The sequence below is a fragment of the Stakelama pacifica genome (genome assembly GCF_004361835.1).
Lineage (GTDB): Bacteria > Pseudomonadota > Alphaproteobacteria > Sphingomonadales > Sphingomonadaceae > Sphingomonas > Sphingomonas pacifica.
This window is the reverse complement of sequence record NZ_SNWD01000003.1, coordinates 155384-179451: the sequence shown is the minus strand read 5'-3', so window position 1 is coordinate 179451 and position 24068 is coordinate 155384. Positions and strand designations below refer to the sequence as shown.

Sequence of the window (24068 nt, the reverse complement as noted above, 5' to 3'; positions counted from 1 at the left end):
AGACAGGCCGGCGCGTTGTTTGTCGGCGCTGGCCGCGTCCGCTCGATCTGACTGCCAACGAAAGCAATGCACTATCGATAGGGCGGCGGCGCGACGGGGCGCGGATTGGGTCCGGGGTGAGCTCCGGCCTAATCGCGCGCCTTCAGCGCCTCGGCGAGCGAAGCGCTCGCGCTGCCGCGTCGGGCGGGTTTGGGCTGCGATGGATCGGGTGCCCAGCCGGTGACGGTGATGACCTCGAACCGCTCGCGCGTCCGCCCGTCGGGATCGGCGAGATCGGCAAAGGCCTGCGCCGCCCGGCCCAGCGTCGTGCGCGACAGGGGGCTGCGCTCCTTCATCACATTGGTCGCCGCCATGCCGCGAAGATCGCGGATCAGGCCGAAGATATCGCCATAGCGGACGTTCAGGCTCTCGGTATCGGCGACGGGCAGCGCAAAGCCTGCGCGTGCGAGCAGATCGCCCGCCGAACGGACATCGATCTGCGGATGGATTCGCGCGGCGGGGCGCTCGCTTTCCGCCGTCATCAGCGCGCGGCGCAGCGTGGCGAGGCTCCCCGCCCCGAAAAATGCGCCGAGAAACAGCCCGTCGGGCCGCAGCGCCCGGCGGATAAGCGTCAGCGCGCCGGGAAGATCATTGACCGTGTCGAGTGTGCCGATCGCGACGACCAGATCGAAACTCGCCTCGGCAAAGGGAAGCCGGTCCTCCTCCGCCTGAATACCGCCTGCTGCCTCGGCAAAGCGCGACCCCGGATCGACCCGGGTGATGTTCGCGCCGGGCGGCGGCGCGAAACTGCCGTCCCAGCAGCCGAGATCGAGAATATCGGTAAAGTCGCGCTTTACCGCGTCCAGCCGCTCCTCAATCCCTTCGCGCATGAAGTCATACACGAAGCGATAGTCGGAAAACCCCGGCGCGGCGCGATCGCGGCGCAGGCGGCGGGCGAGGGGCGAAAAGATTTCAGGAGCGCTCACAATGCGGCGCTTGTGCCGCCTCGCGCGTGCGGCGACAAGGGGGAGTGCAATTCGCCCGTACGATCCTGCGCGATGCGATTCGCTTTGCCCTGCCGCCGCGCTGCCCTTCCTGCGGCGAAATTGTCGAGGCCGATCATCGGCTATGTCCCACCTGCTGGTCGCAGACCGAATTTCTGGGACAGCCCGCCTGTGCGCGGTGCAGCCTGCCGTTCGACCATGATCGCGGCCCGGCGGCAGAGTGCGCCGCCTGCATTGCGGAGCCCCCGCTGCATGACGGGCTCCATGCTGCCGTCGCTTATGGTGCGGTGGCGCGCGAATTGATGCTGAAGCTCAAATATGGGCGGCGCATGGCCCATGCCGAAACCGCCGCGCGAATGATGGCGCGAGTGGTGCCGTCGGGCTTGGACCTGATTGTCCCCGTGCCGCTCCACCGGTCGCGCATCTGGTCGCGTGGGTTCAATCAGGCGGTGCTGATTGCGGAGGGGCTTTCGCAGCGCAGCGGCGTCGATGTCGCGCGCGATGCGCTGATCCGTGTACGGCGAACCCCGACCCTGCGCGGAATGGGGGCGAGCAAGCGCGCGAAGGTGCTGGCCGGGGCCTTTATGCTCAATCCCCGCGCGTCGCAGCGTGTGAAGGGACGCGCAATTCTGCTGGTCGATGATGTCTATACCAGCGGGGCGACGACCGACGCCTGTATCCGCGTGCTGAAGCGGGCAGGGGCCGCGCGAGTCGCGGTCGCCGCCTTTGCCCGTGTACTTCCCGACCGGGAGGGCGATTGACAATCTCGCAGGTGAGCCACACCTGTACCCCATGGCAAAAGTCGAAATCTATACCAAGGCATTCTGTCCCTATTGCTCGCGCGCCAAGGCGCTGCTCGATCAGAAGGGCGCGGACTATGTCGAATATGACATCACCATGGATCAGGCGAAGCGCGCCGAGATGATCGACCGCGCATCCGGTGGCATGACGGTGCCGCAGATCTTTATCGGCGACCGGCATATCGGCGGTTCGGACGAGCTGGCTGCGCTTGACCGCGAACAGGGGCTCGACCCGCTGCTGGCGCAATGAAGGTCGCCGTCGCGCAGATGACGTCGGGTATCGACCCGGCGGCCAATGCGGATTTCCTCGTCGATGCAGTGAAGCGCGCTGCCGATGGTGGCGCGGTCATGCTGTTCACCCCCGAAATGTCGGGGTTGCTCGACCGCAACCGCCCGCGCTCGGCAGCGCATATCGTGCCCGAGCGCGACGACAGGGTGCTCGCTGCCGTGAGCGAGGCGGCGGCGCGACATGGCATCTGGGTGGCGCTCGGCTCGCTCGCGCTGGCACGCGACGATGGCCGGCGCGCCAACCGTACCTTTGTGATCGACGATCGCGGCGCGGTGCGCGCGCGCTATGACAAGCTGCATCTGTTCGATGTCGATCTCGACACCGGCGAAAGCTGGCGCGAATCGTCCGTATATGCACCGGGCGAGCAAGCCGTGGTGGTCGATACGCCGATCGGCCCGCTTGGCCTTTCCATCTGCTACGATTTGCGCTTCCCCGATCTGTATCGCGCGATGAGCGACGCGGGGGCTACGATCCTCGCTATCCCTGCCGCCTTCACTCGCCCGACGGGAACAGCGCATTGGGAGGTGATGCTGCGCGCCCGTGCGATCGAATCGAGCGCGTTCGTCATCGCCGCTGCGCAAACCGGCGAGCATGAGGACGGCCGGGCGACCTGGGGGCATTCGATGGTCGTCGATCCCTGGGGCGACGTGCTGCTCGATATGGGGGAGGAAGCGGGTGTCGGCTTTGCCGACATCGATTCCGCACGGATCGCCGAGGTGCGTTCGCGTCTGCCCTCGCTCGCCAACCGCCGTGCGATCCCGCCGGTAGAGCGCATCGGATGATCGTCTTCGATCTGAAATGCGGCACTGGCCATGTTTTCGAAAGCTGGTTCGCGTCGAGCGAGGCTTATGCCGAACAACAGCAATCGGGGCTGATCGCGTGCCCGCTATGCGGCGACAGCAGCGTCGAAAAAGCAGTCATGGCTCCCAACATCGCTGCCAAGGGCAATCGCCGCGAAAACCTGCCTGCCGCGCCTAAGCAGGAAGGGGAGGCGCCCCCGCCCGAAGCGGTCAAACAGGCGCTCGCGATGCTCGCCGAAGCGCAGAAAAAGGCGCTGGAGAAATCCCAATGGGTCGGCACCGCCTTTACCGACCGCGCCCGCGCCATGCATAGCGGCGAGGAAGCGGCCGCGCCCATCCATGGACAGGCGACGATCGAACAGGCCCGCGCGCTGATCGACGAAGGCGTGGAGGTCGCGCCGCTGCCATTTCCGGTCGTCCCGCCTTCGGCCCGCAATTGACCGAATCGGGTCCCGGCTTTACCTAGCGCAGCGAGTGTCCCGGTAGCTCAGTAGGATAGAGCGCCGGATTCCTAATCCGTAGGTCGGAGGTTCGAATCCTCTCCGGGACACCAACTTTACGCCGATGTCAGGTCGATCAGCGCGTCGGCCAGCCGGTCCATATGCGTAGCATCGTTATGCAGCGCCGGGGTCACGCGAACGCACGATCCGCTGGCCAGCCCGTCGCGATGGACGGTGAAAATGCCGTATCGTTCGAGAAGCTGCTTCGCCAGCGCCTGATTGTCGGCACTGCTCGTCCGTCCGCGCAGGCGAAATGACGTCATTCCGCTGTGAAGTCGTTTGTCCTCGGGCGTAAGAATCTCCAGTTCCGCTATCGGTCGGACCTTCCCCACCCAGCGGTCGCGTAACCAGCGAAGCCGCGCTTCGCGTGCCGGTCCGCCGATCGCTTCCTGAAAATCGAGTGCGGCGGGAACGCTCAGCTGTGCTGCATAATCGACCGTTCCGGTATGAACGCGTGCATGAATTCCGGTCGCGGCGGCATCATTGGCGATGTCGCGATCGATCGCGTCGATCCGTGACTTGCGGACATACATCACGCCGACGCCCAGCGGCGCACCCATCCATTTGTGCAGATTGAGCCCGACAAAATCGGCATTGGTGGCGGGCAGGGTAAAGTCGAGCTGGCCCCAGCTATGCGCCGCATCGACGATCGCATCGATCCCGCGCGCCCGCGCCATCTCCACGATCTCGCGCACCGGTATGACCAACCCGGTGCGATGGCTGAGATGAGTCAGCAGCACCAGCCGGATTTTCGGATCTTTATCGAACGCCCGCGCATAGGCGTCGATCAGCCCCTGATGGCTTGCCGGTTCGGGAAGCGCGATCCGGCGCACCTTCACCCCGCGTAAGCGCCCCAGCGATTCCATGCACGCCTGCATGCTGTCATAATCGAGATCGGCGTATAGCAGGCTGTCGCCGGGACGCAGACGATTATACTGGCCGATCAGGCCTTTCAGCGCTTCGGTCGCATTGCGGGTCAGCACCAGCTCGGCAGGATCGACGTTCGGGGCCTGACCAAGGCGCGCATAAACCGCCCGAATATCGGTCCCCATGTCGCGCCGGGAATAGTAACTATTGAACCGGTTCACATACGCGACCCGGCGCTGATACTCGGCCAGAACCGGCTTCGCCATCATCCCCCAATTGCCGTTTTCCAGCTGAACCACATCGCGAACGACGTCGTAGTGATCGGCGATTTTTGCCCAATATGCATGGTTGTCGGGCGCCTTATCGGCACCGGCAATTTGGCCGAGCGCAGGCGAAAGCGGCAGGGCGGCACCGGATGCCGCCGCCGCTCCCGCAAGGAAGCGGCGTCGATCAATTGTCACGCTTCATGTCCTCCGCGATCAGAAGTCCATCCCCAGCCGGACATAATATTGGCCGCCATCGGTGTCATAGGGTGCGTTGCGCGAATAGATCAGCCCGCGATTGGCCTGAAACGTCGCTTCGTCGGGATAGGTGTCGAGCACATTGTCCGCCCCGGCACGGATCGAGAAATGATCGGCGAAGCGATATTCGGCCGAGACGTCGAGAAATGCCCGCGCCCCGAACCGCTGGAAAATGTCGCCCGACGCATTACCCGAAGAGTCGGTCCATGCGCCATAATAGCGACCGCGCGCCATCAGCGTCAGCGGGCCGACGGTGTAGTTGATCCGACCCGTTGCATTATGCTGCGGCAGGCGCTCTTCGAACACGATGCGCTGGGTATCGCCCGGAATGCTGGCGCTCGGTGCGCTCGTCACCTTGGTCTTGTTGTAATTATAGGCAAGGCTGATCGTCGCCTGACCCGGCCCGACTGCGCGAACATAGTTCAGCACTACATCGACACCGCGCGTGCGCGTATCGAAGTCGTTCGTGAAAAAACTTACCGACGTATATTGGTTGGGGTTCGGGATATCGGCGGGAACCGCGAAGGAATTGGACTGGCCGAACCGGTCCTTCAGCTTGATCTGATACGCATCCACGCTGCCCGACAGGCCGAAATCGGAACGGAAGGTCAGGCCTGCGGTGACGCTGTCCGATTTTTCCGGCTTCAACGGCTGTGCGCCAAGCGCGACCGCGATCGGGTCGCTCGGCGACAGCCGCCCGGACGTGAACACCTGAAGCGTATTCGTGTCCAGCCCCTGCGACGTGCGCGTGGAGTAAAGCTGGCCCGGCGTCGGTGCCCGGAATCCGGTGGAATAGGTCGCGCGCAGCGCAACGGCGGGGGTGAATTCAAAGCGGCCGGAGAATTTGTAATTGAAGGTGTCGCCGAACACCGAAAAATCCTCATACCGCCCGGCGGCACCCAGCGTCAGCGCCTCGACCGGCTGCACCTCGACATCCATATATCCGGCATAGCTGCGCTGCCCATGTTCCCCTGCCTGAAGCGGGGAGAAGCCGGGAAAGCCGTTCGAATTGGGGGCAAGGCCGCTATTGGCACCGGGGCCGATCGCATAAGACGCAGGATCGCCAGCGCCGATCACATAGGTTTCGACGCGCCGCTCCCCGCCGAACGCGATGTTCACGGGGCGGAACATGCCTGCGTCGAGCTTGTAGACGAAATCGGCGTTCAGATTGAATTCGCGCTGTTCGAGCATGCCGAGATAGAATTGCGTCGGGCTTTGCGGCCCGAGCGAGGCGTTGAGCGATTCTTTCAGCGTGTAGCGGATGCGGCTGCGCCCTTCCGAACCGCTCAGGTCGTACGAGAACGCATCCGACAGGTCGCCGCGAACGCCCGCTACGCTTTGCAGGTCGCTATAGTTGCTGCCGAATTTCGGCGAAAATCCTGCCGGATAGATGCTGCGGAAGGAAAAGTCGGGAAAGGCGGGGCTGCTGCCGTACACGCTGCCGGTGGTATCGGGATTGCGCCAGTTGAAATCGGTCACGCCTTCGCCGTCGCGCACCAGCACAAAGCCATACAGATCGGCGGCATCAGCGATTTCGTAATGCGCGTTTACCGTGGCCGCGACCGATTCCAGATCCGGCTGGCCCCAGCGCTGCACCGGATCGGGCACGTCCAGATCGGGATGTGCCGCCTGAAATTCGATAGCGTCGGGGCGCTGACGCGTGCGTGAAGTCGCTTCGGCATGGTCATACTGGCCGGTAAAGACGACGCTGCCGCGATCGCCCAGCGCCAGCCCGCCGCGAATGCCGGTCTGATATTCCTTCCCGTCGCCTTCATAATATTCGGAAGCCTGTGCGAAAGCCGAAATGCCCGGCGTGTCGTCGAGCATGATGTTGATGACGCCCGCAATCGCGTCCGATCCATATTGCGCGGCGGCACCATCGCGCAGCACCTCGACGCGCCCGATCGCGAAGCTGGGGATCGCCGAAAGGTCAGGGCCCTGCGAACCGCGCGTGCCGAGCAGCGCAGAGCGATGGAACCGCTTGCCGTTGACCAGCACCAGCGTTTCGTCGGGCGAAAGGCCGCGCAGCGTGGCGGGGCGGACAAATGCCTGTCCGTCGGCGGCGGGCAGACGCTGCACATTGAACGACGGCAGCAATTCAGCCAGTCCGTCCGACAGGTCGCCGGAAACCACCTGATTGATTGCATCGCCCGAAATGACGTCGACCGGCGCCATCGCATCGAACTGCGTCCGTCCCGCCTCACGCGTGCCGGTCACGACGATATCGTTGCCGCCCGCCGGGGGGTTATAGTCGGCGCTGGTGGTGGTCTGCGCCAGTGCAGGCATCGACGCGCCGCACTGGAGAATGACAAGCGCAGTAAACAGACGATTTTTCATGCCGCGACCCCTTCAGAAATGGTTCGGGGCCGCGGCTAACGACGGCAGATTGCACGAATATGTAAAATTGATTGCAGAATTAATATTTCGGCTGGGATCAGAACTCGATCCCCGCCTGCGCCTTCACCCCCTGTTCGCGGAAGGGATGTTTCACCAGCGCCATTTCGGTGACCAGATCAGCAACCGCGATCAGCGCATCGGGGGCGTTGCGCCCGGTGATGATGACATGCGCGGCGTCGCGCTTACCGGCCAGCGCTTCCAGCACTTCATCGACGGGCAGATAGTCGTAGCGCAGTACGATGTTGAGCTCGTCGGCTATGATCATGTCATAGCTGGGATCGGCGATCATCCGCTTTACTTCTTCCCACGCAACACGCGTCACCTCGACATCGCGGGCGCGGTTCTGTGTTTCCCAGGTAAAGCCTTCGCCCATCGGTTTGAATTCGACATTGTCGAACTTTGCAAAGACCGCCGCTTCCCCGGTCGCCATCGCGCCTTTGACGAACTGGACGATGCCGACCTTCATATCATGGCCGATCGCGCGGATCGCCATGCCAAGCGCGGCGCTGGTCTTGCCTTTGCCCGGTCCGGTATGAACGATGATCAGCCCTTTTTCGACCGTTTTGGAGGCGACGATTTTGTCATGCGCCGCCTTCACCTTCTTCATCTTCGCATTATGCGCTTCGTCGCGTGTATCGGCCATGATCGGCTCCTTGTTCAGATGTTAAGATGCACCGAGACGGATCGGATGCCCCGCCACGACGAAATCGGCAGCCTCGCAAATCCGGGCAAGCCGCTGGTTGAGCGTTCCCGCCGCATCGCGAAACCGGCGGGCGAGGGCATTGTCGGGGACAATGCTCAGTCCCACCTCATTGCTGACCATGATGATGGTTGCGCCAAGCGTCGGGATCAGCGCGGCCAGCGCGTGGGTTTCGGCGTCGAGATCGCGTTCGGCAAGCAGCAGGTTCGACAGCCATAATGTCAGGCAATCGACCAGAATCACCCGCTCCGATCCATCATTTGCACGGATCGCGGCGATCAGGTCCATCGGCGCTTCGACCGTGCGCCAGCGTTCGTCGCGATCGGCGCGGTGGCGGGCAATCCGATCGCGCATCTCGTCATCGAAGCCTTGCGCCGTCGCGATGAAGATGCGCTCCCCCGGAACGCTTTCGGCGATCCGCTGCGCATGGCTGCTCTTGCCCGACCGGGCGCCGCCAAGGATCAGAATCGATTTCGCAGTGATGGTCGCGGTCCTTCTTGCTTGCCTGTGCGGCCCCGAATGGCGATGGCGGGCGGCATGACGCAAGCACAATCGGCGACATTCACCCATCATGGCGGCAGGATCGACCATGCGAAGCGCCAGTATCCGGATGCGCTGCAGCCGTGGATCGACCTTTCGACGGGCATCAACCCGGTTGCGTGGGCACCGTCTGCGCCCCTCACGGTGGATCGGGCGTCGCTTCCGGCGCGGGACACGCTTGCTGCGCTGGAGGCGGCGGCGGCGGACTATTTCGACGTTGCGCGCGATCGGGTGGCGGCGGTGCCGGGTAGCGAGATCGCGCTTCGTCTGCTCCCCGCGCTGGGGCTGGGCGGGCCGGTGCGGGCGGTTACGCCCTGTTACGGGACCCATGTCGATATTGCCTCGGAAACGATCCGCCCTGATCGTCTTGGTGCGATGGACGGGACGTTGCTCGTCGCCAATCCGAACAACCCCGATGGCCGGTTGATTGCGGCTGAGACCTTGCTCGGACTGGCAAGCGATCAGGCACGCAATGGGGGCTGGCTGGTCGTGGATGAAGCCTTTGCCGACGCCATTCCGGGGGCAAGTGTGTTGCCGGAAAGCAGGGGAGCAGACCGGCTGATCGTCTTGCGCTCCTTCGGCAAATTTTTCGGGCTGGCCGGGCTGCGGCTGGGGTTCGTTGTGGCGCCGCCGGTGGTGCTGGCAAGGCTGCGGGCGCTGCTCGGCGACTGGCCGGTATCGGCGGAGGCGATTGTCTGGGGCACCGTTGCCTATCGCGACGATGCATGGATTGCCGCCACGCGCGAGCGGATCGTGCGTGACGCCCGCGCGCTCGACGCATTGCTCGAACGGCACGGCATGGCAGCGAGTGGGGCGTGCCCCTTGTTCCGGTTGGCGCAGGTCGAGGACGCGCCCGCGCTGTTCGACCGGCTCGCCCGCGCCGGGATATTGGTGCGCCCCTTTGCCGATCATCCGCACTGGCTGCGCTTCGGTTTGCCCGGAACGGCAGAGGCATGGGATCGGCTGGAGGCGGCGCTGGCGCAATGATCCACCCGGTTGCGTTGATCGGGCTGGCGCTGGATGCGGCGATTGGCTGGCCCAACCGGCTCTATGCCGCGATCGGCCATCCGGTTGGCGGTTTTGCGCGCGTGATCGGGGCGTGCGAGGCGCGGTGGAACCGGCCCGATCGAAGCGCCGCAGTACGCCGGGCGCTGGGCGTGGTTACGTTGCTGCTCCTCATCCTCATCGCCATCATCGCAGGGCTTGCGATCGAGACGCTGTGTTACGCGCTGTTCGGGCGCTGGGGCTGGATCGCGGCGGGCGTGTTCGCATGGCCCGGCCTCGCCCAGCATAGCCTGTATGTGCATGTCCGCCCCGTCGCGCGGGCGCTTGGCGCAGGGGACATGGCGGCGGCGCGGGAAGCCGTCGCGCGGATCGTCGGGCGCGATGTCGCATCGCTCGACGAAGCGGGTGTGGCGCGCGCCGGAATCGAAAGCCTTGCCGAAAGCTTTTGCGACGGCGTGGCAGCGCCGCTGTGCTGGCTGCTCTTCGCCGGACTGCCGGGGCTTTGGGCCTATAAGGCGATCAACACTGCCGACAGCCTGATCGGCCATCAGGAAGAACCGTTTCGTGCGTTCGGCTGGGCCTCGGCGCGGTGCGATGACCTTTTCAACTTCATCCCCGCCCGGTTGTCCGCCTTGCTGATCTGTATCGCCGGTATCGGCGGCTGGCGCGTAATGGCGCGCGATCATCGACGCCATGCCTCGCCCAATGCGGGCTGGCCCGAAGCGGCGATGGCAGGCGCGCTGGGCATCGCGCTGGCCGGACCGATTGCCTATGACGGTGTTCGTCAGAAAAAGCCGTGGATCGGCGGGGAAGGGCGCGCAGCAACGGCGGCTGACCTGACAAAGGCGCTCACCATCTATGTTCGCGCCTGCGCGCTGTTATGGCTGATCGCCGGGGGAGTGATATGGGCGCTTTGATGTTTCAGGGGACCGGGTCGGATGTCGGCAAATCGGTGCTCGTCGCCGGTATCTGCCGCGCGCTGACCAATCGGGGCCTGCGCGTCCGCCCGTTCAAACCGCAAAATATGAGCAACAATGCAGCGGTGACAGCGGACGGCGGAGAGATTGGCCGCGCGCAGGCGACACAGGCAATGGCGTGCCGCACGCCCGCAACGGTCGATATGAACCCGGTGCTGCTCAAACCGCAGGGTGACCGGAGTTCGCAGCTGGTGGTGCGTGGGCGCGTGCGCGGCACGCTCGGGTCCGCCAACTGGCGGGAGGGGCGGGCCGGGCTGCTGGATGAGGTGCTGGCCAGCTATCGCTGCCTCGCCGCCGACGCCGATATCGTGGTGGTCGAAGGAGCAGGATCGCCCGCTGAGGTCAATCTGCGCAGCGGCGACATCGCCAATATGGGCTTTGCCCGCGCCGCCAATGTTCCGGTCGTGCTGATCGGCGATATCGACCGGGGCGGGGTGATCGCCTCGATCGTCGGCACCCATGCGGTGATCGACCGGCAAGACGCCGCGATGATCCGTGGTTTCCTGATCAACAAATTTCGCGGCGATCCTGCGCTGTTCGCCGATGGTATGACGGCAATCGAGCAGCACACCGGCTGGTGCGATTTCGGTATCGTACCATGGGTGCGCGCCGCGCGCCGCCTTCCCAGCGAAGATGCGGTGATCCTCGAACGCAGCGCCGCTCGCGCGGCCGAGCGCCTCGTCATCGCGTGCCCGATTACCCCGCGCATCGCGAATTTCGACGATCTCGACCCGCTTCGCCTCGAACCCGGTGTCGAGCTGGTGATGGTCCCGCCGGGTGAGCCGATCCCCGATGCGGCGATGATCGTCCTGCCCGGATCAAAGGCGACGCGCGCCGATATGGCTTTCCTGCGCGCCGAGGGGTGGGAGGTCGATATCCTCGCCCATGTGCGAAAGGGGCGGCCCGTACTCGGCCTGTGCGGCGGCTATCAGATGCTGGGCCGCCGGATTTCCGACGCGGAGGGGATTGAGGGGCCTCCGGGCGAGATTGCCGGGCTTGGCCTGCTCGATATCGAAACGGTGATCGGCGGCGATAAAGTGCTGCGCGAGGTGTCCGGCGAGGCGCTGGGCGCGCGCTTCCAAGGCTATGAAATCCATATGGGGCAAACGACTGGGCCCGATGCCGAACGGCCGCTCACTCGCCTGTCGGATGGGCGCGGCGAGGGTGCGATGCGGGCTGATGGGCTGGTTGCGGGCAGCTATATCCACGGCCTGCTGGGCGATGCTGCTCAGCGCGCGGCATGGCTGGCGCGGATCGGCGCGGCGGGCAGCGGCGTCGATCATGACGCGGACATTCACGCCGCGCTTGACGAGATCGCCGAAGCGCTGGAAGCCAGCCTCGATATCGACGCGATGATCGCGATTGCTCAGAGCGCTGCGTAAAGCACGGCCAGCGCCAGCAGCGCGCTCTCGCTAAGCTCGATCCCTGCGCCATGGACATCGCCGGTCATCCCGCCGAGCCGCGCACGAAACCAAAGGCCCAGCCCCGCCAGCACCAGCGGCACCGCGATCAGCACCGGCAACAGCACACACGCGCCCGCCAGCACGAGAGCCCAGCCGATCAGATCGCGCACCCGCGTCGCGCCCGCGACGCTCGCACCCAGCCCGCCGGGGCGTAGCGAGGGAAGGAACCGCGCCCAGACCAGCGGCCCGATCCGCGCCACCGCAGGAATCGCCACCAGCACCGCCCAACCCACCGGCAGCAGCAGATGCAGCAGCACCAGCTTCGCCGCCAGTTGCAGGATCAGCGCGACCGCCCCGAAACTCCCCATATGCGGATCGCGCATCACGCTGAGCATCCGATCGGGGTCGCCATGCGCCGCGCCCAGCGCATCGGCCATATCGCCCAGCCCGTCGAGATGCAGCGCGCCGGTACTCCACACCCACACCAGCAGCGCCGCCAGCGCGCCCAGCCACGGATCGGCCTGCCCCCCCAGCCAGCCCGCACCCGCGACCAGCGCCCCGATCACCAGCCCGACGAGCGGATACAGCCGGATCGCGGCGGCAAAATCCTCCGGCCCCGCATCGACGCGCGGGCCGGGCAGGCGCGTGAGGAAATTCAGCGCGACGATCAGGCCGCGCATGATCGCAGCCCCGTAATCTGCGCCGTGCGCACATCGCCGTCCCATACCGACAAACTCAGCAGCGACGCGCAGGGCAGGTCGAACGCGCAGCATTGCGCGATCGAAAACCCACATAAATGATGGAGCGCCGCGCGCATCGGTCCACCATGCGTCACGATCAGTGTCGGGACGGGCGGCAGGTCGGCAATCGCTGCGGCAACCCGCGCCACCAGCGCCGACCAGCGCTCCCCGCCCGGTGGCGGATTCGCATCTGGGTCGTCCCAGAACCGGCCAAGCGCATCGGGCGGCAACTCCGACGCGGCGCACCCGTCCCATGCCCCGAAATCCAGTTCGCGCCAGCGCGGATCGGTTTCCGTCCTGCCAACGGCCTCAGCACTGCGCCGCGCGCGCATCAGGTCGGACGCGACGATCCGATCCACGCCAAGCCCCGCCGCCTGACGCGCGCAATCCGCCACGCCGCTTGTCAGCACATCGCAATCGAGATGCCCGACCATCCGCCCGGCAAGCGCGGTCTCGCCATGCCGCATCAGATGGAGTGGGAAGCAGGTCATACCGGTTTGTAGTATGCTTGACCCAATACCTTAATCGTCATCGCGAGCAGCGCAGCGACGCGGCGATCCGGCAATGCGCGCGACGCTTCCGGATTGCCGCGCCCCTTCGGGGCTCGCAATGACGATCGTCTCATAGATTCAGATCGATGCAACATGCTATCACCCGCCCGAAACCCCCGCCTCGGCAAAGGTCGCCATGCCCCCATGCGCGGCAAGCGCCGCCCGGATGATCTGCACCGCCACGGCAGCGCCGCTTCCTTCGCCCAGCCGCATGTCGAGCGAAAGCAGCGGCGTCAGGCCAAGCGCACTCAGCAACCGGCGATGCCCCGGCTCCGCCGAGCAATGGCCCGCAATGCAATGCGCGGTAATCGCCGGATTGCGTACGGTCAGCGGCGCAATCGCCGATGTTGCGATGAACCCGTCAAGCACCACCGGCACCCGCGCCATGCGCGCCGCGAGCACCGCGCCCGAAATCGCCGCGATCTCGCGCCCGCCAAGCCGACGCAAAATCTCGAACGGGGTAGTCAGTGAATCGCGATGCAGCGCCAGCCCCGCCTCGACCGTGTCGATCTTGCGCCGAATCCCTTCGGCATCCACGCCGGTTCCCGGTCCGACCCAGTCTGCTGCAGTCCCGCCATAGCTCGCCAGTGCCAGCGCCGCCGCCGATGTCGTATTGCCGATACCCATTTCGCCAAGCACCAGCAGGTCGGCATCCGCAATCGCCGCCGCCCCCGCATTCAGCGCGGCGAGGCACTCCTGCGCCTCCATCGCCGGCGCTTGGGTAAAGTCGGCGGTTGGCCGGTCGAGCGACAATGGCACCACGTCCAGCGTCAGCCCGGCAGCCCCGGCCAGCGCGTTGATCGCTGCGCCCCCATTGCGAAAATTGGCTACCATCTGCGCAGTGACTTCGGCCGGGAATGCGCTCACACCGCGCGCTACGACACCGTGATTGCCCGCGAAGACGACCGCCCGCCCGCGCTCGATCGCCGGCTTTTCGCAACCCTGCCACCCGGCAAGAAAGATTGCGATTTCCTCCAGCCGACCCAGCGACCCCGGCGGCTTGGTAAGCTGTCCCTGCCGCGCCGCCGCTGCATCGCGTGCTTCCCGGTCGGCCTCCGGCAGCGCGGTCAGGCTTGCATTAAATGCTTCGACACTTGGGCAGCGGTTCATTCGACCAGCGATCCTTGCGGCGGGGTACGGGTGATGAAATGCCCTTTTACCCCTTGCGGCCAGTCGCGATAGGGGACGCTGCCCCATTCGCTGTCGGCATAGGCCCGGGCATAATCGAGGATCGCGCGCGCCGCATCCTCATCGGGCGTGAAATCGCCCATGACATAGCCGACCCGATCCGGTCCGCGCAGATGCACGGTGCAATGCCGGGAACAGGCGAAGAGACATGGCATTTCCTGCACTTCCACGCCGTCATAGGCAGCGTCCGACGCCTTTACCCGGTGCAGGGCCTCGACCAGTGCAGCGCCCCCTTTGCGGCCCTGTTCATCCTCGCGCGCCTGCGCCGAGTGGCGGCATGTATTGCATGCCACCACCGCGACGCCGTCGGATGCCGGTTTCAGCATTGCCCGAAATCAGACCGACGCTGCGCGCAGCGCGGGCGCGGGCACCCCTACCCGGCGGGCGAGGTGATAGACGCCGACCAGCCCGATCAGGAATGCCGCGTTCCGAACGAAGGATTGAAAGGTGAGCGATGGCGACAGCGTAATCGCGACGCCGCCCAGATTGAGCGCCCCGATCAGCACCACCGCCTTGATCGCGATCGTCGCAACGATCAGCGCGATGGCAAGCGTCACCGCACCGTGCCTTGCCGGGATGCGCTGCGCCGCAAATCGCGCCGCGACAACGCCCGCAATCGCGGCAAGGCCCAGCACCGCGCCCCACAAAAAGGTGCTTGTCCTGTGCGGATAGCCAAGCACGCAAAAGCCGACTGCCTGACTGGCGCCCCACGCCGCTGCCATCAGCAGCACCCCGTCGCGCAGCCGCATCCGCGTCGCCGCCAGTGCGGCAAGCGCGGCATAGGGCGTTGCACAGGCAAGCGCCAATGTCGCCACCGTGCTGACAAGGGTCAGCAACATGATCCACAATGTGGATGCGCTGCGATTTGAAACCATGCTCGTCATCATGCCTCTCCTTGATCCCGTTTCGGGGGATGGGTGCTGCTCAGGTCGATCAGAATCGTCCGCGAAGTCCAGCCCGGATCGTGCGGCCCAGCGTGCTGTACCGGGCGACCGTGCGATACGCCTCGTCGAACACATTTTCGCCGCGCGCGAACAGCGTCACGCGATCCGAAATCGGCACGTCGAGCCGCAGGTCGACCAGCGTATAGCTGTCGAGCCGGGTTGCGTGGGACACGGTGTCAAAGCTTTCCCCGCTCCAGCGAACGGCACCGCCGAACGACGCGCCCTGCGGCAGGGTGTAATCGGCCGATGCATACCAGCTATGGCGCGGACGGCGGCCAAGCTGGTTGCCCTCGGTTGCCGATCCGGGCGAGCGGTCCTCCGACAGCGTCCAGGTGTAATTGGCATTGACCGAAAGGCCGCCAAATTTCGCCCGGCCCGCCGCTTCGATTCCCTGCGCAAAGGCGCGCGCGACATTGCTGTAATAGCCATAGCGCGGCGTATCGGTGCCGGGCACGAAGCACATCGGGTCGGTGCCGTCGCCACTGCACCCGAAATAATCGATCAGGTTATTCGAACGCCGCTCGAAATAGGTCGCGCCGATCGCAATCCGCTCGTCCAGAAAACGCTGTTCAGCGCCCGCTTCCCAGCCCTTGGCGCGTTCGGGCGACAGCGCTTCATTCCCATATTCGGAATATAGCTGATAGAGCGAGGGTGCCTTGAACCCTTCCGAATAGCTGGCGCGCAGCACCGTCCCGCTGGGCAGCTTCCACACGCCGCCGCCCGAAAACAGCGTTTTTGCGCCATAGCGGTTATGATCGTCATTGCGGATGCCACCGGTCAGCGTCAGCCCGTCGATGATCTCGGCATTCACCTGACCATAGACGCTGTTGATCTCGGTCCGGCCGCGCGCCGGGTCCGGCACCGGCGTGGCAAGCGATGCAGGTGGCGACACGCTGCTGAAGCGCGCAATTTCATGCTCTGCGCCGAACGTCGCATCGATGCGGTCGGTAACGGCCAGACTGCCTTGATATTCAAGCCGATAATTATTGCCCGATGCGTCGAACGTCTGCTCCCGCTCGCGCGCCGGATTGTAATTGTCGCGGTCGGTATCGGTATAGGCATAGCCAACCCGGTTGCGCAGCCGTCCGTCGAACAGCGCAAAGTTCAGGCCCGCATAGCCGACAAATTCGTCATTCAGCGAATATTCGGGGGTGTCGCCGCTAAACCCGTCAATCTCCGTACGGCCATGGCCATAATAGCCGCGCACTTCGGCACTGATGTCGGGCGACAGCGTCAACAGCGCGCGCCCTGCGGCGGAACGATTGGTGTATCCGTCCTTTTCCTGGCCGCCAAATTCAGGAGCAAGCGCCGAAACACCATCGGTCGTAAAGCTCTGCCCGCCGATGCGCCAGGCGAGCGGGCCGGTCGTCCCGCCGATCGCCGCACGGCCGCTCACCGTGTTGCGGCTGCCTGCCTCGACATCGAAACTCCCTTCCAGATCGCGGTCGGGCAGGGGGGTGACGATGTTGACGACACCGCCGATCGCCTGACTGCCCCACAGGATCGATTGCGGCCCGCGCAACACTTCGATCCGCGCTGCATCGCCGACGAGCAGATTGCCGAAATTGAACCCGCCGCCGGTGGAGGACGGATCGTTCAGCTTCACCCCGTCAATCACCACCACCGTCTGGTCGCTCTCCGCCCCGCGAATGCGCAGCGAGGTCGCGGTGCCATATCCGCCGTTGCGCGACAGGCTGACGCCCGGCGTGCGCAGCAACAGATCGGCGACGGACAGGTCGCCGTCACGGTCGATCGTTTTCTTGTCGAGCACCGTCACCGACGACGCGATCCGGTCGATCGATTGCGGAGAGCGGGTCGCGGTGACCAGAATATCGTCATTCCCCGCATTGCTGCCGCCCGATTCAGAACGGGCGGGCATGGCGGCGGCGTCGGGCTGCGGCGCTTCGACGGTCTGTTGCGCGTGAACGACTCCCGGCGCGAGCAACGCTGCACCGGCAAGCAACTGGGCAATCTTCATTCTTTCCCCACAAGACAAAGCTCTCCGACGCGAAGCTGCGCCGGAGTTCCACAATGCCGTCACTCGGGGATTGCCCCGCCCGCCCGACACACCCTGGTCGGCCGATGGACGACAGCGACGGGCAGGTCTCCTGGCTCGCGGGTCAATGCCTTGGCTTGCGCCGCCTTCTCAGGATCATCGATCCCAATGGCATGTGGCGCAAAGGCTCGCCGCTCACAGTTGCAGGGGCAGCCGGGGTATCGCACCCCGTTCCCTTTTGATCCCCGGTCAGGGGGAACCTGTCGCTATACGCGGCCCTTTACGGCGCGGACGGGGAGGGCGTCAACGCAATCGTTGCATCGGCACGATGCCGGGCCGTTCCCCCGTGCCGAACATCGCGCTGATGCCATAGACCTCAGCGAGCAGATCGGGGGTGAGCACGTCGCACGGGTTCCCGTCCGCGACCAGCCGCCCGCCATCGAGCACCAGCAACCGGTCGCAAAAGCGCATGGCAAGGTTAAGGTCATGAAATACCGCGACAACCAGCCGCCCGGCGTCCGCCTCTGCGCGCATGATCTCCATGCCCTGCAATTGATGCGCGGGGTCGAGGCTGGCCAGCGGTTCGTCGGCGACGAGCACCGGTGCCTCGACGGCCAGCGCACGGGCGAGCAGGACACGAGCCCTTTCCCCTCCGGACAATTCTGTCGCGATACGGCCCGCCAGCGCGTCGACTTCGGCCACACGCATCGCCCGCGCGATCGCCTCCCGGTCGGCCGCACTGATTCGCGAATAGGGGGCGAGATGCGGAAGCCGACCCAGCGCGACCAGCCGCTCGACCGATAGCGGCCAGTGCAATGTCTGGCCCTGCGGCAGATAGGCGATGGTTCGGGCGATCTGCTTGCGCGGCAATGTCGCGATTCGTTCGCCGTCCAGCATCACCGCGCCCTCGCTCGGCACCAGCCCCAGCAGCGCGCGCGCCAGCGTCGATTTGCCCGCGCCATTGGGGCCGAGAATTCCGACAAACTCCCCCGCACGCAGCCGCGCCGACACGCTGCGCACCACCGCGCGCCTGCCCAGCGTCACGCTGACCTGCTCCGCCACCAATTCTACCATAGCCGCCGCTCGCGCATCAGGTGGAACAGGAATACCGGTACGCCCAGAAACGCCGTGACCACGCCGAGGCGAAGCTCGGTCGTCGCCGGGATCACCCGCACCAGCACGTCCGACAGCGTCAGCAGCACAGCACCGCCAAGCGCTGAGGGGATCAGGATTGCCGACGGGCTGCGATCGGTAAAGGGCCGCACCAGATGCGGCACGATCAGCCCGACAAAGCCGATCGCACCCGACACCGCCACTGCGCCGCCCACGCCGATCGCCACGCCCAGCAACAGGCGCAACCGCGTGCGCGCAAGATCGGTCCCCAGCGCCGCCGCGCCATCCTCGCCCAGCGTCAGCGCATCGAGCGCGCGGCCATCCCATAGCAGCAGCGCCATGCCTACGGCGATGCACGGCAGCGCGATCAGGACATGATCGAACGATCGATCCTCCAGACTGCCCATCAGCCACACCATCACCTCCATCCCCGCAAAGGGGTTGGGCGAGAGGTTAAGCGCAAGGCTGATCCCCGCCCCCGCAAAGGTCGCCACCGCGATCCCCGCAAGGATCAGGGTAAGCGGGCTCTCCGACCGCCCGGCGAGCAGGAACAGCAGCGCGAGCGACGCCAGCGCTCCGCCGATCGCCATGATCGGCAGGGCAAGCGGCCATGCATTCGACAGCCCGAAATAAAAAGCGATCACCGCGCCCAGTGCCGCCCCGTTCGACGTGCCCAGCACCGCCGGTTCGGCCAGCGGGTTGCGCAGATAGCCCTGCAGTGCCGCCCCGGACAGGCCGAGCATCGCACCCACCGCCAGCGCCAAAATCGTGCGCGGCAATCGCAGCTCGATCAGGATCGCGCGAATCACCGGATCGCCCTTACCCGTAAGCGCGTCGACCATCGTCGATACCGGCAGCGACGAACTGCCGATCGCGATCGAAAGCAGCGCCGCAATGGCGACCAGCACCAGCAGCGATGGCAGCAACAGGGAAGGGGATGCGCGCAATTCGCCTCGGCTTTCGGGTCGGAACCTGTCCGGCACCGATGCACCGGAACGCGCTCGCCCTAGCGCGAAGCCATGCGCTTTGGCAAAGGCCGATCATGCTTCGCCGCGTGATCCTCCTCGCTTTGCCGCTCCTGACCGCCGCAGCGGCGCCCGCGCCGCCGCACCGCATCGTATCGCTCAACCTGTGCGCGGACCAATATCTGCTCGCGCTCGCCGACCGGGATCAGATCGCCGCGCTCACCCAATTCGCCCGCGACCCGCAAATGTCGGCCGCCGCCGCCGCTGCGCGCAATCTCCCCGTTTCCGAAGGATCAGCGGAGCAGGTGCTGCTCCTCCATCCCGACCTCATCCTTGTCAGCCCCTATCTGCGCAGCGCCACGGTCGATCGGCTGCGCGGGCGCGGCATCGCGATACGGGAGGTGCCCAGCGCCGACAGCTACGACGCGATCCTCGCCCAGATTCGCGACATCGCCCGCGCGGTCGGCCATCCTGAACGCGGCGAAGCGCTCATCGCGCGAATGAACGCCCGGCTTGCCCGGCTTCCCGAAAATCCGGGAAGGGGCAGGGTCGCGGCCTATTATCAGCGGCGCGGGTTCCTGACCGGGACGGGCACGCTGATCGACGATCTGATGCGCCGCCTCGGCCTCGTCAATCTGGCGACGAAGCTCGACAAGCCGGTTCTTTCGCGCATGGGGCTGGAGGAAATGGCGCTCGCCCATCCCGATTTCCTGATGGTCGAAAGCGCGACCGACAAGGTCACCGACCGCGGAACCGAGATGCTGCACCATCCGCTGCTCCGCGATATTCCGCGCCTTTCCGTGCCTCAGGCATGGACGGTCTGCGGCGGCCCCGCTTATGTTCTTGCCGCCGAAAGCCTTGCCCGCCAGCTGCAACGCTGACACCCGTACCCTTGTCCCATGGCGCCTGCCGTCCGATATGCGGGCGAAACGAAGCCGCTCTTTTGGCGACAGCTACGAAGAATTGAGAGACCGACCGAATGAATGACCTTCCCAGCCCCGATGACGGCGACCTGTACGATGATGACGGCAAGATCGCGGTTCCCGAGGAGGTGGCGGAGGCAATTCGCACGCTCATCCGCTGGTCGGGCGACGATCCGGCGCGCGAAGGGCTGATCGACACGCCGAGGCGCGTGGCGCGCGCATGGAAGGAATATTGCCAGGGCTATACCGACGACCCCGCCCAGCATCTTGCGCGCGTGTTCGAGGAAGTGGGCGGCTATGAGGATATCGTGCTGCTGAAAGACATTCCCTTTCAGTCGCATTGCGAACATCACATGGCCCCGATCATCGGCAAGGCGCATATCGCCTATCTGCCGCAGGATCGGGTCGTCGGCATTTCGAAACTGGCGCGCGTGCTCCACGCCTTTGCCCGGCGGTTGCAGGTGCAGGAGCGCCTGACCGCCGAAGTCGCCGATTGCATCTGGCAGCATCTCGCCCCGCGCGGCGTCGCAGTGGTGATCGACGCCACCCATGCATGCATGACCGCGCGCGGCGTCCGCACCCCCGGCGTCACCATGACCACCAGCCGCATGATGGGCATCTTCCGCGAAGACCCCCGCAGCCGCGCCGAAGTGCTGAAATTGATGGGGTATTGATCGTGTAAGCGGCGGCGGGCGCTGCTCGCGGCCGGTCCGAATAACGGCGACGAAGGCAGCCGACGCGCTATGTGCCGGATCGTCAGGAAATCAGGGTTACAAAACAGGCGGCCGCTTTCGCGCCCGGATATGGACATTCACGAGCACCATCGCGACCCAGAAACCCGCCGGTCATCATCTTGGCGCTCAAACGCAAGATAGGCGAGGTTTGGGACTAAGCGGTCGTTCCGACGTTGCCACTTTAACGACGGCTGTCAGCGAGAGTGGACGCTCCAGCCTTGCCCCGGTGCCAACCTCGTCTGATTTGCGCTGGCCGGAAGCGGAATGGCAAGTTCTGGAAAGCTGTCTTTGGATAGCCGCCATTGCGAACATGGCACGACCCGCTCTGCCGCCGATTAAACGCGGTCGTTCCCTGAGCGCCGCGACCGACATTTGTTATGGAGAGCGATAGCTCTGCCTCCAGCACAGTGCGATTACAAATTGAATCAGGTATGGAATTTTGTGCTGAAGCGGTAAGCATGACGAATGACGACAGATCGCGATAACGATTGGCGGGACAAAGACGAGGCAGGCAAGGTGCGTGCGCGGTTCGATTTCGAGATCGAGCCAATTCGATCAGATGAAGCGACCCAGATGGTTACTGTTCGCATTCAGCCCAATAGGAGGCGTTATTCGATTATAGAAGTGAACGGCGAACGTCACTATCTAGACAAATTCCTTCGCACGATAGTTTCAGAAGAAGCCGTTAAGGAAATGGCCGTGGCGAAGTTCGGCGATTTGCCCTTGATTTACAATCCACCGTCCATTGAATCCGCCAGCCAATATGCTTCTGTAAGGCAAGGTGCGATCGCCGCCGAGCTTCGCGGTGAAAGTTATGTTGTACCGACGGAAAAGGCACGCCCGCAATCGCAACTTTCATTTGCAGGAGGCACGCGCTTCCTGACCTTTTTATCGGTGGATATTTGCGGAAGCAGTGGCCTCCGTCGCCGTGATCCCGAAGGCTTCGAGCGCGCATACGGCATTTTTTTGAGGGAGCTTGCCACCTCCGTCGGTCACTTTCACGGCGCTATCCTGAAGACGACAGGCGACGGCTTCATCGCCACCATCGACAGCGAGGGCTACACGACCCAATGCGACAATACCGTCGATCTTGGGCTTACATTCCTTGCGGTCATGCGCGGGTCCGTAAACCCGGCCTTGGAGGCGGCTGGATTGCCATTACTTACCATACGGGTAGGAGCCGATTGCGGCGCGGCGCGTCTGCGGAAAATCATCGTACCCGCAACAGGCTTTGAAGCGCCGGAAGTGGCAAGCGATGCTCTCAACCGCGCCGTCAAAATCGAACAAACCGCCGCCGCGAACGAATTGCGGATCGGACGCGGTCTCTACGAGCTGGTGCATGTGCAATGGCTGGAGCGGTGTGAAGAAGTGGAATTCGACGGCGCCGAGGTCGGCATAGAAGGCTATCAGGTCTACAAGGTGGAATAGCTGTGTCCGATCCGAACAAACTTACACGGGCCTACCTTATGAAACAGGTGGGGCGGAATCTAGCGGCGGTGGACAAAATCCGCGAGCGCAGTCAGCTTGCGGTAGGGCGGGTTGTTCCATCCAGTGGTGACCTTCCGCTTCACGCAGGCCGCCGCATTGATGCCACAGTGATGTTCTTGGACATCAGCAAATTTTCGAGCCGCCCGTCTTGGACAGAGATGGAGCAGGAGAACAACCTCCGCGTCCTGTCGTTGTTTTTCAGCGAGATGATCCGCATCGTTCTCGACTATGGCGGCACTGTGGAGAAGAACACGGGCGATGGCCTAATGGCCTATTTTACCCGCAACGCGGCAAGCGGCGTTACCTCACAGCAGACCGCCGTCGCCGCCGCCCTCACGATGTTCAGCGCAGCAACGACCATTGTGAATCCGCTGATCCAGAACGCGGGGCTTATCCCGCTCGATTTCAGAATTTGCCTCGATCACGGCCCGATCACCATCGCCCAAGTGGGTGTCGCCCGCAATTTTAACGGCATAGTTGCTATAGGAACGACGGCAAATATTGCGAGCAAGATGCTGGCTTTCGCTGATCCGAATACAATTCTGATCGGGACAAAAGTGTACGAGGGTTTGCCCGCCTTCTGGCAGTCTGAGTATGTTACTTTCAAAACGGCAGAGACGGGCTGGTTCGACACCGATAACAACGTGCCTTACGCCTTCTGGGTTTATCGCGGACGATGGAACATTCCGACAGCATGACCGACCAAAATCAATCTGCTAGCGCCGGACATACACCCGCGCTGATCGTGGAAGAGGTTCGAAGCGCACCATCTCTGGCTGTACCGGAAACAGGCCGCGGGGAAATCGTGCCATCTTCGCTATCCCCTTTAGAGGAACACCACGCGGATTTCGCGGGCTTTCAAGAGGGTTACGTTAGAGATTACATATCGCTGGCCGATACGAAGGCCGCGTGGACGTTCACAATAGCTTCGGGTGTTCTAGTGTACCTGATTGGAACGGAAAAAATTAAAGACGCGCTTTTGGCACCAGTATTGTCATGGCCATACGCTTCACTTATCGTCTCTGTCCTTCTCCTCGTGATTTCGGCATTCTTTTCTTTTCGCGTGGTCGCGCCGAGGCTGGCTTCGAAATCGGGTGAGGGAATTGTGTTCTTTGGATCGGTCGCCGCGAAAGACGATGCCGCAAACTATGTCAGCGAAGTGGCCGCACACGATCCGGCAGCAATCACGGAAGCGCGTCTGAAACACTGCTTCGACGTATCCAAAGTCTGTGACGGAAAATATGCCTCTCTCAAAAAGGCAATCTGGTTCGGGCTTCCCGCGTTGGCGGTTACTTTGGTGGCCATCGTTTTAAATACCTGAAGGCGCAGGGCTTCGCCACTAGCGCCCCACAAGAACTTTCACCCCGACGTTCACTTGGTAAGCCTCATACAGACGCGTCCCCGCGAAGACTCTTTCCGGTTGCCCATCGTTCGCCAGCATCAACTCGCTCGTCAGCTTTCATCGGGATCGGACGATCGCCGGGCGGCGGTTAAACGACCGACCCTGGTCCGGTAGCTGCCGTCGCGCGCTACCGCCGCTTGCGCACTCGAAAGCTGCTCGTCTGCTTCCCAACCATTATCGAAAGATCGATGCGGCATCCGTTCGGGTGTCCGTGGAAGTAACGCAGCCCGACGAACTGTTTG

The 24068-nt window shown here is 64.2% G+C and carries 25 protein-coding genes, 1 tRNA gene and 1 riboswitch; of the genes, 13 read left to right on the top strand and 13 right to left on the bottom strand.

Translation table 11 applies throughout. The annotated features are described in order from the left end of the window. Positions 1 to 128 precede the first annotated feature (128 nt). Positions 129 to 965, bottom strand: a complete 837-nt coding sequence (locus EV664_RS06655) for a class I SAM-dependent methyltransferase (RefSeq protein ID WP_133494906.1) — start codon at positions 963 to 965, stop codon at positions 129 to 131. Positions 966 to 1009: 44 nt separating this feature from the next. On the opposite strand from EV664_RS06655, the gene EV664_RS06650 reads away from it, so the two are divergent. The 5 genes from EV664_RS06650 to EV664_RS06630 all read left to right on the top strand — a co-directional run bounded on the left by EV664_RS06650 (position 1010) and on the right by EV664_RS06630 (position 3425). After that, positions 1010 to 1744 carry a ComF family protein gene (locus EV664_RS06650; RefSeq protein WP_133494905.1) on the top strand — a complete coding sequence of 245 codons (735 nt, stop codon included), beginning with the start codon at positions 1010 to 1012 and terminating at the stop codon, positions 1742 to 1744. A gap of 31 nt (positions 1745 to 1775) precedes the next feature. Continuing rightward, positions 1776 to 2033 (top strand): glutaredoxin 3, encoded by a 258-nt coding sequence (gene grxC / locus EV664_RS06645; protein WP_133494904.1) that lies wholly within the window; start codon positions 1776 to 1778, stop codon positions 2031 to 2033. Further along, positions 2030 to 2854, top strand: a complete 825-nt coding sequence (locus EV664_RS06640; protein ID WP_133494903.1) for a carbon-nitrogen hydrolase family protein — start codon at positions 2030 to 2032, stop codon at positions 2852 to 2854. Before grxC ends, EV664_RS06640 begins: the two co-directional genes overlap by 4 nt. After that, the gene (locus tag EV664_RS06635) at positions 2851 to 3312 is read left to right on the top strand and encodes a DUF1178 family protein (protein WP_133494902.1); all 462 of its coding nucleotides are present in this window, start codon (positions 2851 to 2853) and stop codon (positions 3310 to 3312) included. The genes EV664_RS06640 and EV664_RS06635 overlap by 4 nt, the downstream gene beginning before the upstream one ends. Positions 3313 to 3348: 36 nt before the next feature. Further along, positions 3349 to 3425: transfer RNA gene (locus EV664_RS06630), tRNA-Arg, on the top strand. 3 nt (positions 3426 to 3428) lie between these two features. On the opposite strand, the gene EV664_RS06625 is transcribed toward EV664_RS06630, so the two are convergent. From EV664_RS06625 to cobU, 4 genes are all read right to left on the bottom strand, one after another. Then, on the bottom strand, positions 3429 to 4700 hold the full coding sequence (locus tag EV664_RS06625; RefSeq protein ID WP_133494901.1) for an aminotransferase class V-fold PLP-dependent enzyme: 1272 nt from the start codon (positions 4698 to 4700) through the stop codon (positions 3429 to 3431). Positions 4701 to 4718: 18 nt separating this feature from the next. Beyond that, positions 4719 to 7097 (bottom strand): TonB-dependent receptor plug domain-containing protein, encoded by a 2379-nt coding sequence (locus EV664_RS06620; protein WP_133494900.1) that lies wholly within the window; start codon positions 7095 to 7097, stop codon positions 4719 to 4721. Positions 7098 to 7194: 97 nt separating this feature from the next. Then, complete coding sequence (gene cobO / locus EV664_RS06615) at positions 7195 to 7800, bottom strand: cob(I)yrinic acid a,c-diamide adenosyltransferase (protein ID WP_133494899.1); 606 nt, start codon at positions 7798 to 7800, stop codon at positions 7195 to 7197. 21 nt (positions 7801 to 7821) lie between these two features. Then, entirely contained in the window at positions 7822 to 8340 is a 519-nt protein-coding gene (gene cobU / locus EV664_RS06610; protein ID WP_229668163.1) for a bifunctional adenosylcobinamide kinase/adenosylcobinamide-phosphate guanylyltransferase, read from the bottom strand. A gap of 54 nt (positions 8341 to 8394) precedes the next feature. On the opposite strand from cobU, the gene EV664_RS06605 reads away from it, so the two are divergent. From EV664_RS06605 to EV664_RS06595, 3 genes are read left to right on the top strand one after another with little or no spacing between them, the layout of a single operon-like run. Beyond that, positions 8395 to 9384 (top strand): threonine-phosphate decarboxylase, encoded by a 990-nt coding sequence (locus EV664_RS06605; protein ID WP_229668148.1) that lies wholly within the window; start codon positions 8395 to 8397, stop codon positions 9382 to 9384. Further along, positions 9381 to 10319 (top strand): adenosylcobinamide-phosphate synthase CbiB, encoded by a 939-nt coding sequence (gene cbiB / locus EV664_RS06600; RefSeq protein ID WP_133494897.1) that lies wholly within the window; start codon positions 9381 to 9383, stop codon positions 10317 to 10319. The genes EV664_RS06605 and cbiB overlap by 4 nt, the downstream gene beginning before the upstream one ends. After that, the gene (locus tag EV664_RS06595; RefSeq protein ID WP_133494896.1) at positions 10307 to 11761 is read left to right on the top strand and encodes a cobyric acid synthase; all 1455 of its coding nucleotides are present in this window, start codon (positions 10307 to 10309) and stop codon (positions 11759 to 11761) included. The genes cbiB and EV664_RS06595 overlap by 13 nt, the downstream gene beginning before the upstream one ends. On the opposite strand, the gene cobS is transcribed toward EV664_RS06595, so the two are convergent. From cobS to EV664_RS06555, 8 genes are all read right to left on the bottom strand, one after another. Beyond that, entirely contained in the window at positions 11746 to 12462 is a 717-nt protein-coding gene (gene cobS / locus EV664_RS06590; protein ID WP_133494895.1) for an adenosylcobinamide-GDP ribazoletransferase, read from the bottom strand. The genes EV664_RS06595 and cobS overlap by 16 nt on opposite strands. Then, positions 12450 to 13013 (bottom strand): histidine phosphatase family protein, encoded by a 564-nt coding sequence (locus EV664_RS06585; protein WP_133494894.1) that lies wholly within the window; start codon positions 13011 to 13013, stop codon positions 12450 to 12452. The genes cobS and EV664_RS06585 overlap by 13 nt, the downstream gene beginning before the upstream one ends. Before the next feature lie 159 nt (positions 13014 to 13172). Then, on the bottom strand, positions 13173 to 14183 hold the full coding sequence (gene cobT, locus EV664_RS06580) for a nicotinate-nucleotide--dimethylbenzimidazole phosphoribosyltransferase (protein WP_133494893.1): 1011 nt from the start codon (positions 14181 to 14183) through the stop codon (positions 13173 to 13175). Continuing rightward, positions 14180 to 14587, bottom strand: coding sequence for a DUF1636 domain-containing protein (locus EV664_RS06575; RefSeq protein ID WP_133494892.1), 408 nt, complete (start codon positions 14585 to 14587; stop codon positions 14180 to 14182). The genes cobT and EV664_RS06575 overlap by 4 nt, the downstream gene beginning before the upstream one ends. A 9-nt stretch (positions 14588 to 14596) precedes the next feature. Then, positions 14597 to 15136 (bottom strand): hypothetical protein, encoded by a 540-nt coding sequence (locus EV664_RS06570; protein WP_133494891.1) that lies wholly within the window; start codon positions 15134 to 15136, stop codon positions 14597 to 14599. Between the two features lie 58 nt (positions 15137 to 15194). Continuing rightward, a complete protein-coding gene (locus tag EV664_RS06565; RefSeq protein ID WP_133494890.1) occupies positions 15195 to 17183 on the bottom strand; it encodes a TonB-dependent receptor plug domain-containing protein in 1989 nt (662 codons plus the stop codon). Positions 17184 to 17286: 103 nt separating this feature from the next. Next, positions 17287 to 17480, bottom strand: a riboswitch (cobalamin riboswitch). A gap of 24 nt (positions 17481 to 17504) precedes the next feature. Next, entirely contained in the window at positions 17505 to 18275 is a 771-nt protein-coding gene (locus tag EV664_RS06560) for an ABC transporter ATP-binding protein (RefSeq protein ID WP_133494889.1), read from the bottom strand. Continuing rightward, positions 18269 to 19261, bottom strand: coding sequence for a FecCD family ABC transporter permease (locus EV664_RS06555; RefSeq protein WP_133494888.1), 993 nt, complete (start codon positions 19259 to 19261; stop codon positions 18269 to 18271). Before EV664_RS06555 ends, EV664_RS06560 begins: the two co-directional genes overlap by 7 nt. Positions 19262 to 19356: 95 nt before the next feature. Here EV664_RS06555 and EV664_RS06550 point away from each other — a divergent pair, with 95 nt between their 5' ends. From EV664_RS06550 to EV664_RS06530, 5 genes are all read left to right on the top strand, one after another. After that, positions 19357 to 20160: an ABC transporter substrate-binding protein gene (locus tag EV664_RS06550; RefSeq protein WP_211338479.1), complete on the top strand. Its 804-nt coding sequence runs from the start codon at positions 19357 to 19359 to the stop codon at positions 20158 to 20160. 98 nt (positions 20161 to 20258) lie between these two features. Continuing rightward, a complete protein-coding gene (gene folE / locus EV664_RS06545; RefSeq protein ID WP_133494887.1) occupies positions 20259 to 20876 on the top strand; it encodes a GTP cyclohydrolase I FolE in 618 nt (205 codons plus the stop codon). 525 nt (positions 20877 to 21401) lie between these two features. Further along, a complete protein-coding gene (locus EV664_RS06540; protein WP_133494886.1) occupies positions 21402 to 22364 on the top strand; it encodes an adenylate/guanylate cyclase domain-containing protein in 963 nt (320 codons plus the stop codon). Positions 22365 to 22366: 2 nt separating this feature from the next. Then, the gene (locus EV664_RS06535; protein ID WP_133494885.1) at positions 22367 to 23122 is read left to right on the top strand and encodes an adenylate/guanylate cyclase domain-containing protein; all 756 of its coding nucleotides are present in this window, start codon (positions 22367 to 22369) and stop codon (positions 23120 to 23122) included. Further along, entirely contained in the window at positions 23119 to 23745 is a 627-nt protein-coding gene (locus tag EV664_RS06530; RefSeq protein ID WP_133494884.1) for a Pycsar system effector family protein, read from the top strand. The genes EV664_RS06535 and EV664_RS06530 overlap by 4 nt, the downstream gene beginning before the upstream one ends. Positions 23746 to 24068: the final 323 nt, after the last annotated feature.

What these genes read in the sequence shown, in the direction of transcription:
- EV664_RS06620 (WP_133494900.1), bottom strand. Translation starts at nt 7,097, where the DNA reads ATGAAAAATCGTCTGTTTACTGCGCTTGTCATTCTCCAGTGCGGCGCG.
- EV664_RS06570 (WP_133494891.1), bottom strand. Translation starts at nt 15,136, where the DNA reads ATGGTTTCAAATCGCAGCGCATCCACATTGTGGATCATGTTGCTGACC.
- folE (WP_133494887.1), top strand. Translation starts at nt 20,259, where the DNA reads ATGAATGACCTTCCCAGCCCCGATGACGGCGACCTGTACGATGATGAC.
- EV664_RS06635 (WP_133494902.1), top strand. Translation starts at nt 2,851, where the DNA reads ATGATCGTCTTCGATCTGAAATGCGGCACTGGCCATGTTTTCGAAAGC.
- EV664_RS06575 (WP_133494892.1), bottom strand. Translation starts at nt 14,587, where the DNA reads ATGCTGAAACCGGCATCCGACGGCGTCGCGGTGGTGGCATGCAATACA.
- cobS (WP_133494895.1), bottom strand. Translation starts at nt 12,462, where the DNA reads ATGCGCGGCCTGATCGTCGCGCTGAATTTCCTCACGCGCCTGCCCGGC.
- cbiB (WP_133494897.1), top strand. Translation starts at nt 9,381, where the DNA reads ATGATCCACCCGGTTGCGTTGATCGGGCTGGCGCTGGATGCGGCGATT.
- EV664_RS06560 (WP_133494889.1), bottom strand. Translation starts at nt 18,275, where the DNA reads ATGGTAGAATTGGTGGCGGAGCAGGTCAGCGTGACGCTGGGCAGGCGC.
- EV664_RS06595 (WP_133494896.1), top strand. Translation starts at nt 10,307, where the DNA reads ATGGGCGCTTTGATGTTTCAGGGGACCGGGTCGGATGTCGGCAAATCG.
- cobT (WP_133494893.1), bottom strand. Translation starts at nt 14,183, where the DNA reads ATGAACCGCTGCCCAAGTGTCGAAGCATTTAATGCAAGCCTGACCGCG.
- EV664_RS06550 (WP_211338479.1), top strand. Translation starts at nt 19,357, where the DNA reads ATGCTTCGCCGCGTGATCCTCCTCGCTTTGCCGCTCCTGACCGCCGCA.
- EV664_RS06605 (WP_229668148.1), top strand. Translation starts at nt 8,395, where the DNA reads ATGACGCAAGCACAATCGGCGACATTCACCCATCATGGCGGCAGGATC.
- EV664_RS06585 (WP_133494894.1), bottom strand. Translation starts at nt 13,013, where the DNA reads ATGACCTGCTTCCCACTCCATCTGATGCGGCATGGCGAGACCGCGCTT.
- EV664_RS06530 (WP_133494884.1), top strand. Translation starts at nt 23,119, where the DNA reads ATGACCGACCAAAATCAATCTGCTAGCGCCGGACATACACCCGCGCTG.
- EV664_RS06565 (WP_133494890.1), bottom strand. Translation starts at nt 17,183, where the DNA reads ATGAAGATTGCCCAGTTGCTTGCCGGTGCAGCGTTGCTCGCGCCGGGA.
- EV664_RS06640 (WP_133494903.1), top strand. Translation starts at nt 2,030, where the DNA reads ATGAAGGTCGCCGTCGCGCAGATGACGTCGGGTATCGACCCGGCGGCC.
- EV664_RS06540 (WP_133494886.1), top strand. Translation starts at nt 21,402, where the DNA reads ATGACGACAGATCGCGATAACGATTGGCGGGACAAAGACGAGGCAGGC.
- cobO (WP_133494899.1), bottom strand. Translation starts at nt 7,800, where the DNA reads ATGGCCGATACACGCGACGAAGCGCATAATGCGAAGATGAAGAAGGTG.
- grxC (WP_133494904.1), top strand. Translation starts at nt 1,776, where the DNA reads ATGGCAAAAGTCGAAATCTATACCAAGGCATTCTGTCCCTATTGCTCG.